7 protein-coding genes are annotated in these 14,065 nt (G+C 34.9%); all 7 read left to right on the forward strand.

Annotation, left to right across the window (positions count from 1 at the left end; translation table 11 throughout):
* Positions 1-6 precede the first annotated feature (6 nt).
* On the forward strand, positions 7-936 hold the full coding sequence (locus KHS79_RS15875; RefSeq protein ID WP_212720237.1) for a baseplate J/gp47 family protein: 930 nt from the start codon (positions 7-9) through the stop codon (positions 934-936).
* A 514-nt stretch (positions 937-1,450) separates the two neighbouring features.
* Complete coding sequence (locus KHS79_RS15880; RefSeq protein ID WP_212720239.1) at positions 1,451-2,359, forward strand: baseplate assembly protein; 909 nt, start codon at positions 1,451-1,453, stop codon at positions 2,357-2,359.
* A gap of 89 nt (positions 2,360-2,448) precedes the next feature.
* Positions 2,449-3,417 carry a phage tail protein I gene (locus tag KHS79_RS15885; RefSeq protein ID WP_212720241.1) on the forward strand — a complete coding sequence of 323 codons (969 nt, stop codon included), beginning with the start codon at positions 2,449-2,451 and terminating at the stop codon, positions 3,415-3,417.
* A gap of 59 nt (positions 3,418-3,476) precedes the next feature.
* Positions 3,477-7,499, forward strand: coding sequence for a phage tail-collar fiber domain-containing protein (locus tag KHS79_RS15890; protein ID WP_212720242.1), 4,023 nt, complete (start codon positions 3,477-3,479; stop codon positions 7,497-7,499).
* Between the two features lie 87 nt (positions 7,500-7,586).
* On the forward strand, positions 7,587-9,740 hold the full coding sequence (locus tag KHS79_RS15895) for an ATP-binding protein (protein WP_212720243.1): 2,154 nt from the start codon (positions 7,587-7,589) through the stop codon (positions 9,738-9,740).
* Between the two features lie 628 nt (positions 9,741-10,368).
* Positions 10,369-11,412: a hypothetical protein gene (locus tag KHS79_RS15900; RefSeq protein ID WP_212720244.1), complete on the forward strand. Its 1,044-nt coding sequence runs from the start codon at positions 10,369-10,371 to the stop codon at positions 11,410-11,412.
* A gap of 85 nt (positions 11,413-11,497) precedes the next feature.
* Positions 11,498-12,850 (forward strand): DNA/RNA non-specific endonuclease, encoded by a 1,353-nt coding sequence (locus tag KHS79_RS15905; protein ID WP_212720245.1) that lies wholly within the window; start codon positions 11,498-11,500, stop codon positions 12,848-12,850.
* Positions 12,851-14,065: the final 1,215 nt, after the last annotated feature.

Here is a 14,065-nt window from a genome sequence, read left to right on the forward strand (position 1 = left end):
AAAAAGATGTCAGTACCTCGAAAAGAATTGTATTCAGCTGATCTTGAGACGTTTTTAAAATCAATTGATTATGAAGATATTCTTGATGATATCGAACACTGTCTTCAACATTATCTTCCTGATGTAAGTGTTAAAGAGCTTCCTGAAAGTGATCCCATAAAGAAACTCGTTGAAATTATTGCCTATCATGAACTTTATATGCAACAAAAGATCCGTGAATCTATTAAAAACTGCTGGATAAGCCAGGCTTATGGTCACCATTTAAAACGACTGGCCCAGTTATATGGTCTAGAAGATAAGAAGGATGAAACTGATGATGATTTAAAGGCAAGAATCAAACAAGTATTTAATGAGCATAATACTGCAGGATCCATTGAAGCCTATAGAATGCATGCTCTCTCATTAAATAAAGACTGCAAACAGATTAAAAATGTTAATGTAGGCAAGCATGCTGAAGGTATCGTCGATGTTAGATTGTTACTAGAAAAAGATGATGGTTTGCTAACGGAATCAGAATTTTTAACCTCAGAAATGGGTGATATTCTAGAAAAGGTAAGAGAACACTTATATCGAGAAGATATTCGACCTCTAACTGACTGTATAGCTGTTAATCGTTTTGAACCTGTATATTATAGTATAAAAGCTGATGTTTATATATCACTGGACTCGATAGGTATTAAGGAAATAACGAATAATATTTTGGTTGCTTTGAAGGAATATATTGTTAAACAATATGATTTTGACAAAAAAATATATAAAAATGCAATTATTGCTGCGCTTCACCAACAAGGTGTTAGTGATGTAAAGTTATCTCTCGACTCATCCGGTCATGACTTAACGAAGTTACAATGGTTTCAGGTACCAGTATGTAAAAATCTAAACAGAATTGATGAGGATGTTATAATTAAATATGGAAGTCAATTCTGCGATTCATGAATTTTATTGTTCTGTGTAATGCATATTATATATACTTTTTGTTGGTTGACTTGAGGGTGCTTCCAAAAATATTGATATGATTCATTGTGATTTTTAGAAGTGCCTTTAGATATACCCAAAACGAAGGGTTTTTATACCCCAAGGGCACGGCCGTCAAGTAATGAAGCCCCTGGGCAAGTTTACTGCTGTGAAACTTGCGGTAGCCACTTTAATTGATATAACAGCGCTGTTGGGCGGTTATATTAATAAGTGACTGGGGTGGTAGTTAAATGCTCCTCGGCAATAGCGCCTGCATTGCTCTATTATATGACATCCATGTCATTATGCATAAACTGAATTCCCGCCATCCTTGGTTGTCAAGAGTGCTGATAACAAACCCTACTAATGTGTCGGGAACACATTAGAACAGCTTCGCTGGCCCGTTAGGGTGAGCGCTATGGATAGCGCACATAAAAATGATTCGTGAAGGGTATATTAACAATTACTTCAAGATTTAGTTATATAGGCAAAAAAAGTGGCACACCCGATCAATCTTAGTAAAATACCATTTCCTAAAGCTGTTTCAGAAAAAGCTTCTCAAGAATTATATAATATAATTAAAGCTGACTTCGAACATATTTCATCTTTTTTATATAGGAATTATTATATTGATGGTAAAGTAACAAAAGCTCTTCTTGCTACTATCGCTAAACGAGAAGAGATGCTTCATAAGCTAATTAATCAGTCTGCACATCACATCCTATTACCAACAGCACATGGATATGCATTAGATCATGTGGCTGAACTATTTGATGTAAAAAGAAGAGTAGAGAAAACAGATAACAATAAGGATGAGGATATATCTGAAAACCTCACTCTACATCAAGAAAGTGATGAAGAGTTAAGAGTGCGAGCTTCATTAAGTTTTGATAGGTTATCTGGTGCAGGCACGAAAAATAGTTATGTATTTCATGGTTTGTCATCAGATCCTAAAGTAAAAGAAGTATCTGCTATTTCAAATAAACCAGGTTATGTTGATGTATATGTTCTCTCTAAAGAGGGTGACGGTAGTGCTACTGATGAGTTGATAGATTCAGTTAGAACATATTTAAGGGGGCATGAAAAAATACCTTTAACAGATAATGTAAGTGTTAATAAAGCAGAAATTATTTCATATTCTATTAATCTAAATGTTGTCATTGATAGGCAGATGCAAAATTTAAAAGATCAAATTAAATTAAAAATAAAGTCTAATCTTTTAGATTATATCGCTATCCATCATCGTATGGGTGTTAATATTAATTTGTCGTCGATAATAAAATCAGTGTATGTGAATGGTGTTACTAATATTGAATTAATTGAGCCAAAGAAAAATATATGTATTAGCTTTAATCAGGCAGCCTATTGTAAAGAAGATAATATTAATATTACGATCATAGATTAGGGTTTCCTTATTAATCTGTAAAAAAGATGAACCCTATAGTTTGTTTATAAAAAGAATTATGTTTTGAACTTATATCATGAATATAGCCTATGGAAGAAATGATGCACATACAATCCCCGATCAAAAATTATATCATTGAGTTTTCTAATTTCTCAACCATAGCAAATGAATTTCATGGATCTGTTACTATACGTAAAATACAAGACCAAAACGACAACTTAGGTATTATATCGTATCACCTATATTGGGGAGATAAAAATAAAGACATTATAAAATTGTCTAATAATAAATCTATCCAATGTTTTTACCCTGATTTTGATGGAAAGTTTATCAAGCCTCTAAAGGTTGAGTCGACGGAAAATAAATATTTAAAGTCTATACCTGAAAATGCTTTTTATCTACTTGTATTTGTGAAAAGGTCCAAGCAACGATATAAGAAATTATATGCATATCGCGATCTTTACTCTCAAAACCATCTATTACCTTCAAATGCTACTGCACTAGAAAAATCAATTTCAAGTACTGCTGCCCGTTTAAGTCGAATTCCTCTACCTATAAACCAATTTTGGGATTATGCTTCATGCCCAGCAAATGTGTTACCTTGGTTAGCGTCATCTCTATCTGTTGATCATTGGATTGATTGGTTGCATAAAGAAAATTACGAAATGGAACGACGCAATATTATTGCGATGAGCTATATACAACACCGATATCGTGGAACGCGCTACGGCATTGAAGAAATAATGAAAATACTCGGATTTAATATTAATATTTCGGAGTGGTGGGAAGAAAACTATACAGGTGCCAGTAAAGAGCCACACCACTTTGATGTTACGTTGTTAGTCAATGATAACCCAAAACTAGAGTTCAATTTAAACTTATCTCAGCTTATTGAAACTATTATCGATCAGCTTAAGCCACTAAGAAGCCGTTGTGATATTCATTTTGCTGCAGCTAAGCAAGCAGTTTTAAAATTTGGTTGTACAGCGCAAGTTAAAAATTATGCTCACTTCTATATGAGTGCAACTATTGAGCATCCAGCCAACAGTAATATGTAAAAATAAAATCAAATAAACTCTTTATCGCATTCTATAGATTAATACTGTAAGGAATACCCATGGGTAATATTTTAAAGCCAGTTATCACCAGACAAGGCATTTCAGCACTTATCCATTCTAACAGCCGTGGTCTACAAGCTGAAATTTCTCATGTTGCTGTGGGCAATGCGCATGGTGATGGAAACAAAGCAAAAGATAATGCTGTAAACACAGCGACTCAGCTTGTGAATGAAATGGTGCGTTGTGAAGTATCTGGTGGACAAATAATAGGTGATCATCAAAATCAATTACACCTCACGGCAACCATTAAAAGTGAAGAACAAATCGATATTTATGAGGTGGGATTTTATTTAAAAACGGGTGAACTTTTTGCTATTTATGCCAGTGAATCAAAACTAGTGCAAACTATTGCCGGTGGTGAGTTCCAAATGATTTTTGACTTGGTACTAACGGCCACGGATGGAGACTTTATCAATATAAACTGTAGTGACAATGCAACATGCTGTGCCGCTAAGATTGACTTTGACTATATTCTTCAGGGTAGAAATAGTATTAAGATTCATACCCAATTTGATTTTGATAAGGTGTTCAACCTGGGACCCGATACTTGTCTCCCTGAAAACAGTACTATTGTGCTGAGTCCCATTGAAGGAACCTATAATCCTGATGCTAAAGGTAAGTACTGTATCATTACTGATATTATAAACTCATTTTCACAATCAGCTCAAACAGGGAAGACCACTTGTAGTCTTGATAATCATTCATTTAAAGATGGTGATACCATCATTATTACGCAAAGTAATTGCTATGATGGCATTTATACAATCAGCGGTGTAGATAGTGCCAAGTTTGACATTGATTCACCTTTTAAAAAAAATGGTACTGGCAGAGCAGGGTTGTATACACCCACACAAATTAATAGCTTTACGGATTCTGTTCAACATCCAGGTATACAAACGACATGTACAGTGGATGAACATCATCTACCAGAAAACACTTCTATTGCGATTATCACTGACGATAATGAGCATTATAGTGGTTACTATTTGATAAGCAGTATTACTGAGTCAGGATTTGATATTAATAAACCCTTTTTAAAGGGTGACTTAAAATATGGTGCATGGGGAGGAAAAGGTGACGAACCACAACATACCTTTAATGCTAGACCTGCATATATTTTAAAGAACAGTGTCACTATTCCCAGTAATGTTTCTATTATCGGTTTTAACGCTGCAGATACAGTTGTGGTTAAAAACCATGGGGATATACACTTTCGTACTAACGGAACAAAAGAAAATCCTGTTCATAGTATAAATTTAATGGGTTGGAGTTTTGATGGTCGTGGAGGGGAAGGGACTTTTTGGGGTAATGTTTTTGGCGGTACATTAAAAAATACTAATAACGGAGGTGCTTTTTTTCTTAAAGGATGCATATATAGCAAATTTAATTTAAATATAATCAATCATAATTCTGGTCAATCAGGAGGTGCATTATATAGTGTTGACTCAGGAGTTATTGAGGCAAAGTCTATTTATTACTGTAAAGCCATAGTTGCAGGTGGTATATACGGTGGAGAGGTTATATCAGGGAAAGTAGTTGCTTGTTTTGATGACAAAGGCTATGGTGCAATAAATTGCAAAGCTTCAAATCTATCATTAATTGAATGTAATGCAAAAGGTTGCACAGGTACAATTATAACAAACAACACAAAGTATCAGGATATTATTGTAGAAAATGATGTTGAAGCACGACATTTTATTGGAAATGGTAGCAAACTAACTGATATTAATGCTGATCATATAACTTATGGAAAGCTTAAAAGTGATCATCTTGTTGACTTAGATGCCAGCAAAACATCTACAGGTGTTTTTTCAGATGAGCGTATTCCAAATATAGATGCCAATAAAACAAATCGAGGACGATTTTCTATAGATCGAATTCCAGATTTAGATGCGAGCAAAACGACTATGGGCACCTTTGCTATTGATAGGATACCCAATCTTGATGCTGAAAAGCTAGTAAGTGGTAAAATAAATAATACAATACTTAAAAATTCATATCTTCAGGTATACAATAGCAAGTTGAATTTATTTGTAGGGGAGGGTGTTGGCTTTACAAATATTAATGGAAAGCAAAACACTGCTCTTGGTATTAATAGTTTTATGAAAAATGAAAATGGGAATTTAAATGTAGCTGTAGGGCATGCAGCTGCTTTAGATAATGAAACTGGACATGCTAATACAGCAGTAGGTAACCAATCACTTCAGCTTAATAAGCATGGTTCATCAAATTGTGCAATTGGTAACTTTTCTCTATATCAAAACACGGACTCGAAAAATACAGCTATAGGTGATTTATCTCTTTATAAAAATACAAGTGGTCATAATAATGTAGCTGCTGGTTTTGAGGCGCTTAGAAATAACAGTAGTGGTAGTAATAATACAGCTATAGGTTTTCAAACTCTTTTGAGTAATCAAGAGTCTCATAATACGGCTGTTGGATACCTAAGTTTATCAAGTAATACCAAAGGTAAATATAATACAGCTATCGGTAATGTATCGCTCAAAAATAACACAACAGGTATCAATAATACAGCTGTAGGCTGTGAGTCATTAGAAAATAATACAACTGGAGAAAATAATTCTGCAGTAGGTGATCAGGCGTTATGGAAAAATGAGACTGGAAATCGGAATGTTGCTGTTGGAAAAAATTCACTCCAAAACAATAAAACTGGGAGTGAAAATGTTGCTATTGGGTATGGAGCATTAGAAAGTAATGATCAACTTTCAGATAACATTGCTATAGGAGCACGATCGTTACATAGTTATAAGCAATATTATAATTTAAATAAAGGTGGTCTAACTGCAGTAGGCTATGAGTCTCTTAAAACCTTAAATTTGGGTTTTTTTCATACTGCTTTCGGTTATAAAGCATTAAGTAGTACTAATAACGCAAGTTGTTGTACTGCTGTTGGCTACTTATCTCTTTTAGAAAATACTACTGGTAACTATAATACTGCTTTAGGTTCATCTACACTTGTAACCAATACAACAGGTTCAAATAATACAGCTATTGGTACATTTGCGTTAGAAAAAAATAACTTTGATCCAAACTTTACAGATGACGATTCAAGTACAACAGGAAACTTGTCAGGAAATAATAACACTGCTATAGGTAGTTATTCGCTACAGCAAAATACTGTAGGGTTTAATAACGTTTCTGTTGGCTGTGAGTCATTAAAAAATAATAATAATGGATACAAAAATACTGCATTAGGAATGGCAGCGGCAGAGCATAATATCGATGGGAAGTTGAATACTGCGCTGGGTAATGCTTCACTTCATGAGAATAAGCATGGAAATGCAAATACTGCTGTTGGCAATACAGCGCTTTATGAAAATAAAGGAAATTATAATACGGCTGTTGGCGATAACTCCTTACGTAAAAATATAACTGGAGAAAATAACACAGCATTAGGGGCTTCAGCATTATATAGTAATAAAGGTTTCTCTAACTGTACTGGTGTTGGTTATAATGCGCAAGTCGATGGAAGTAATCAAATTCAGTTAGGTGATTCTTATGTGAATGTTTATACGCATAATTCACTGCATCATCGTTCAGATAAACGTGATAAAACTGAGATCCGTACAACTAAATTAGGCTTGGATTTTATTCTTGAACTTCGTCCTGTTGATTTTAAGTTTGATTTTCGAGATGACTATAAAATTTATGAGGAAATTGAAAAAGTAGTTGAAACTGGTGAAATGGATGATGAAGGTAATAAAATAACAAAAACTATAAAAGAAAAAAAGGTTAAGTATTTACCTAAAGATGGATCGAAAAAACGTGAGCGTTTTCATCATGGCTTTATTGCTCAGGATGTTGGGCAACTATCTGAAGACTTTGGTGGTTATCAAGATCATACAGTCAAAGGCGGTAAAGATGTAGTGACTCTTGGTTACAGTGAATTTATTGCGCCAATAGTCAAAGCGATTCAGGAGCAGCAAAGTATTATAAACGCACAATATGTAGAATTAAAAAAACTTAAAGAATACGTAAGTAATTTTACGAAGAAAGTCTAAATTTATCTATCCAAACTCTGATTAATCCATATATCTACTCACAGTGAACTTGGTGGGTATATGGACTTTTTCCATTGGAAAATTCCTATGAGTGATTTACAGAATGTACTACATTCTATTGGGGTAATTCCTCTCCAGCTATATCAATGGTTACAAGAAACAAATGAAGATGCTAATAATAATGAGCGTTTATCATTTCAAGAACAGAAGGTAAAGCAGTCGCTTTATCTTCAAAAAGCGCAAGCTAAAATTGATGATTGTGAGATATTGCAGACGTTTAAACCACGCTTTCAATTGACAAATCTTGAACTAAACTGTGTGTTACTCTGTGCGTTACCTTGTATTATCCCCCATTATCGTTCAATTTATCATCAATTGAGTGGTCAAGAAGCACCTACAATAAGTTTTTTACTCGACTTGTTGTTTAATGATGAAGATGAACGTTATACAGCCTTATCAGATTTATTCAATGGTCAAGCACTTAAGTGGCGATTGTTCAGTGTTCAGAAACAACAGGTTAATGTAGTCAATCAAAGCATACATCTTGCACCAGATGTGTTGCAATGGCTGGTTTATCAGTTAGCATTAGCACGTGATAAACAAAACGCTCCGTTAAAATTTTCAACTTCTACTGTTACACGGGGCTTAATCACAGAGGTTAAACCACCGCCATGGCTTTCATTATCTGACTTGTCGGATATTAAATCTGATGTGACTGAAAACCACTCAACGGTTGAAACATCTGTACTTACCAACACGCTCACTCCTAATGATAAGTCTACTCATGATGTTAAACTTTTTGTGATAACAGGAGCATCAGGTGAAGGAAAACGTACACAAGCACTTAGGCTAGCTTCCCTACAGCATAAACCATTAGTTGAACTCAATCATGGGATACTGGAGCAATTTCAATCGCCTGCAACTGCTTTAATGGATAGTTTACGGCAATCCATGCTTATGGACAGCATTGTGTATTGGCCACAAGGTATTGAATATTTAGCTAACCATCCTGAATTATGTCAGGTGCTGGAAAAGTGGTTTGCTTTACCTGCGACTCAGTTGTATTTAGGTCACTCAACCTCTTTTGGTATTGAAGATATCCCCAAAGTGCTATTAAAGTATCCCAGCCATGTTCAAGCGCTCACACCCCTTGAAAGCACACAACAGGCTGGCGTATGGAAATCAATATTCAGTTATTTTTTTAGTTATAAAAACATTGAGGCACTTAATTGGAATGTGATTGTTGAAAAAAATCAGTTATTGCCAGGTCAGATCGTTCGAATTGCACAACATTTGCGGTTAGATATAGCTAATATTGAACCAATAGGGTCAAATGATTCAGCGGGTGTCACTACACAACAGGTGATAGCGTTAATTCAAGGCTGTGCGCCTGATCACCTTGCTGGACTTGCTAGGCGTCTCGATTCAGCAGTGAGTTTAGACGACTGTATCATTGCTGATGATGTGCAGGAGCAGTTAAAAGAGATAATCCAATATTTCCCATCGCAATCCCACAGCCTTGGTCTACCTTCTGAATACCAAGGGACAAAGCTTTTGCTCTATGGGCCTCCCGGTACGGGTAAAACATTATGTGCTCAAGCTTTAGCGAATACATTAGCTATCCCGATTTATCGGATAGATTTAGCTGCAGTTGCGAGTAAATGGATAGGTGAAACAGAAAAAAATCTTGCTGAGGTGTTTACATTAGCTGAACAACAGCGGTGTGTATTGTTTTTTGATGAGGCTGATTCACTATTTAACCAACGTACTGACATTCAAAGTGCTCATGATAAAAATACTAACCTAGGCGTAAATTATTTATTACAGCGTATTGAAAGCTTTACTGGGCTATTAGTTTTAGCGACAAACTATCAAGATAATTTAGATTCTGCATTTTTTAGACGGCTTGACTATGTAATTGAAATGAAACTACCATCTCCAGCTATGCGTGAAAAAATATGGGAGTCATTGTGGCCTGATTATATACACTACAGTAAAAAAGAATTTACCTTCCACTATCTTGGATCATTATTCCCCCTTAGTGGAGCACAAATAGCTAATATTACCAAAAAAATAAAGCGTATTCAGCCAGAGATTAATAAGCAAGCAAAAGAGGATGCTACTGTTTGCAGTAAGCAAGAGCTCGCTAAACTCATTGAATCTGAGCTGAATAAGCAAACAAAGCACAGCGGCCATCAATATTTGTTGGATGTTTTTCTATCTGAAGAGAGTCCATATTAAAAAAATGATTAATGATGATAGTCATATGTGATAGTTATACTTTGTCCACGCTATTCACTAAACTAAAAAATAATGTCTGTATGCGCTTTAAAAAATCATTATAAAAGTTAGTTTTATTTGCTTTTTAATATAGTTCTCTGCAATCAGAGCAATTGCATATAAGCGAGTTTGTGATGATCAGAGATTATACTTATGCCATGCTTGAATTCATTTGTTCCTCCCGCAGCAGAAGACCACCCTTGGTCTCTACTGCCCAGCACCTGCTTCACAAACTAATTCAAGTATTGCCCCTCTCTTTGTGCTATACCCCAAACTCGCTTAGGTCAGTAACAGTTATAGCTCAATATATTAAGTACACGACAAAGACTGGATAATAGCCGCTGAACTGTTTGCCGCAAGGATGCGGCAAACAAGCCTCCAAGGTAGGATTCACGGCGTGTTCGAAGGGTATTATGTAGTCTTTGGGTACAAGTGCTTTAAAGGAAAATTATATGCGATTGCCCTGCCTCTGCGTTATCATCGCTTGTTGACTATTCTTAAAACTTTGAATTTAAGTGTACTTTGTGTGGGGCTAATAAAAGTAACAGGTTAGACACTCTACTTGTCAGTGTAATTAATGGGGTTAAATATGTTTAGACAGGCTGGAAAAATAATTGCAATTAAAGGGAAAGAAACTTACGATAAAATGTCAAATGAAATAGACGGACTTACAAATAATGACTTTGACAACGCTATGTCAATACCTAGTCAGCAACAAAGATGGATGCAATTTCCTCAGGAAACAATGGAGTCTTCTAAAACACCAAATAAATTTGAAATTAAAAATCCTTTCGGTAACGGTAAGCTAGTAATAAAAACCAAAAAGAATAATGCAGTAGGTAAGTCCAAGTTGGAGGAGCCTGCTGCAGCTTCTGATACTATAACTGAGCTAAATAAAGAACAAAATAAATTAGTGGCTATAGATTATAAACAACTTGATGACATTATTGCTAACACAAAAATGAGTGAAGATATGACAGATACTAGCTCTTCTAAAGGAGACCAAAAACTGTCAGAAATGATTGATAAAATTTATCAAAATACAGTCAGCTTTACCCAATATTTTGAGAAAAGAAAGGAAACAATTGATCGATTGTCAAAGGATGGTTTTAAAGGTATTAATGTTAAGAAAATACAGCAAAAAGCTGAAAAGTACTCTGATAGTATTAAAGCAGTATCGTCCTTATCAGAAGAAGAGCTATCATCTGCAGTAAAAAAAGCCTCAATAGAGTATACAACAGAAAAAGCTATGGATTATGGTTCAGAACTCATATATAAACCTTGGTTAATTCCTGAGGCCGCTAAAAAAGTTGCTGATGCTGCTGAAAATGTTCATACAGCATCAACAGTTTCAGATGAAAAAATACAAGAATGCAAAGATGCCCTTAAATTACTTTCGATCATAAATATCGAGCAATTGACACTCAATATAGCTCAACACGCAGCAGTGAATACAGCACTTGCGTATACAGGCATAGGTCTATTGCCAGTTTTAAATAACGTGGTCGGTTATGCTCAATTAGGTTATGCTGTTAGTGATGCCGTTAATAAACTAGACAGCTTTGAAAAAGAGCATCCTGGGTACTTGGAACGACTGCAGAAAGAAATAATTGAGAGATCAAATAATATATAAAAATTTATACTGGTTATAAAGATCTTTTTAATTTTATAATACATCTTGTGGTTGAAGGTGTAGTTACTTGTATTAGGTATGAATTATGTATTTAAGTCATTCAAAGGAAAGAGATAAAGCGAGTAAAACTAAAACTAAAGATAAAAATGATAGTAGGGAGGATGACTTACAATTTGATAGTAGAACCTTTGAAGAAAAGGAAGAAGCCGTACAAAAAGCAAAAAACTATATGCTTAGAGTCATATCCAGTTGTAAAACAACTACTGAGGTAGAGAGTGAGTTTCCTATTGTAAAAGAGATTTTTCAATTAAAGCATATTGGCTGGGAAAAACTTGGTACTTCTCAAGTAAAGTTAGTTATGGAAATTAATCCAAAAGCATATATAAGTAATAATTTTGGAAATCTTATGCTTGCGGGTCAAGCTGCATTTGTAGGTGACAGAAACAGTAATGTGTTGTTTAGAACAGCTAATATTGGAGGAGATGCAGTTGGTGTTTTAATGGAGGCCCAGTCTATAACCCCTAATCATCCTCAAGGAGGTCCTCCAAAAAGTAGTAGCTTGGCTAAAATTATGTCTCTAATACCTACAAATCCTAAACTACCAGGACCAAATAAGTACATTAAAGGCCATTTACTAAATGATAATTTAGGTGGTCCTGGAGATCCTGCAAATCTTTTTCCTATTACGGCACAGGCTAATAAAGAACATGAACAACAAGTTGAAAGTTTTATAAAAGACTGGGTTAATGATAAAGGTTACCATGTTAGTTATCGTGTTAGTGTCGATAATATTAATGATCAATTAGCAATGGGTTTTATCAATGCGGACTTTAGTTGTGAAGCTTATGCATTAGATGTAACAGGAAATATAAGCAATAAACATTTTATCAAGACTATTCACTCTGTATTTGGAGGAAGTGCTGCTACAACAATAGGTATGCCTAATCCAGGATTAAACTCACCTGTAATTGAAAGCTTTTGGAATAATAAAAAAAGTAAAGTTGAACTTTCTTCTGCACATCGTGCAGGAGCAGAACCAGCGATTATTGATAATAATGTACGTAATCAAATTAATTTTTTAATTAATACTGTAAGTGAATTTGGTCTTGATGCTGATATTGTTTCAATTCATTTTTTGCAATTTATGATTCAAGGGGTTTCCAAGCAGCAGAGAAATATATTAATAAATGTTAATTATGATATTGATAATCAAGACTTTGCTACTTGTATCAATCCGATAGGTGTATGGAATCAAGCTATGGCTCCTATCAATGACAGATCAACGGAATTAGCTACTATTTTTAATAACTTAGCAATAGATATTAACAAAGGTAGCATTTCCTTATGGAGAGGTACAGACCTTGATCGGAGTAAGCGAACAGAAAATAGACGAATAATTATAGATGCAATTAAAAATAACTCAAAATATAAAGTGTAAGCATGTCTAAATGCTCCTCGGCAATAGCTCCTGCATTGCTCTACAATATGACATCCATGTCATTATGCATAAGTTGCGTTCACATTACTCTTGGTGTTCAAAACGCTCTGAAACAAATTCGTTTTTGGTAGTATATATACCAAAACTCAATCGTTTAGGATATTTTATCCGCTGCATGGCAGTGTTAATCATTGCTTCACTATCTCTCGTTAAAACGTCATTGTATTAAAAGTGAGGCCAATAGTTAATTAGACATGAAAACGTAGGTTAAAAAAACCAATGTTTTTTACAAAATTAAACTCTTTTCCCATATGTTCAATTACCACGAATATGATGTTTTGATCGACCTTATGGTTACCTTTTACTCATTCAATCACTGGATTCGGTAAATAACTGCTATCTAACTAAATTTTCTCAGGCCACTCATACCTTTTTTGACATGACACTTCAATAGCTTTTTTAAGCCTTCTCGTTCACTAGCACCGCAGTGTTCACTAAAATACAAATTGTATTTCCGAGTGTATCAACCATAAGATGGCGCTTACGGCCTTTAACTCTCTTCCGACCATGAAATATAATATGAATATCACGGGTATGGTTTTAACACTTTGACTGTCAATGCAGCCCACACTAGAACTTGTAATGCTAAAGCTTATTGTCTGTACAATATACCCTTCACGAATCATTTTTATATGCGCTATCCATAGCGCTCACCCTAACGGGCCAGCGAAGCTGTTCTAATGTGTTCCCGATACATTAGTAGGGCTTGTTGTCAGCGCTATTGACCACCAAGGATGTTGAGAATGCAGTTTATGCATAATGACATGGATGTCATCATATAGTAGAGCAATGCAGGAGCTATTGACGAGGAGCATTTTACTGCCACCCCAGTCACTTGTTAATATAACCGCCCAGCAGCGCTGTTATATCAATTAAAGTGGCTACTGCAAGTTTCACAGCAGTAAACTTACCCAGGGGCTTCATTGCTTGACGGCCGCGCCTAAAAACCCTTCGTTTTGGGTATATATCAAAAAGTATTAATTTAAATTGTCGGATAGTCTAACAAAATGTTAAGTTTTTATGGTTCAAAGCGACTAGTATTTTAGACTAATACTTTGGTCTATATAGCCCGTGAATAATAATTTGTTTAAACTAAGTTTCAGATAAATGATTTATAAATCAGCATATAATTCTATTTAAAAGCTATAAGTGATA

Source organism: Zooshikella ganghwensis, from assembly GCF_018263875.1.
Taxonomy (GTDB): domain Bacteria; phylum Pseudomonadota; class Gammaproteobacteria; order Pseudomonadales; family Zooshikellaceae; genus Zooshikella; species Zooshikella ganghwensis.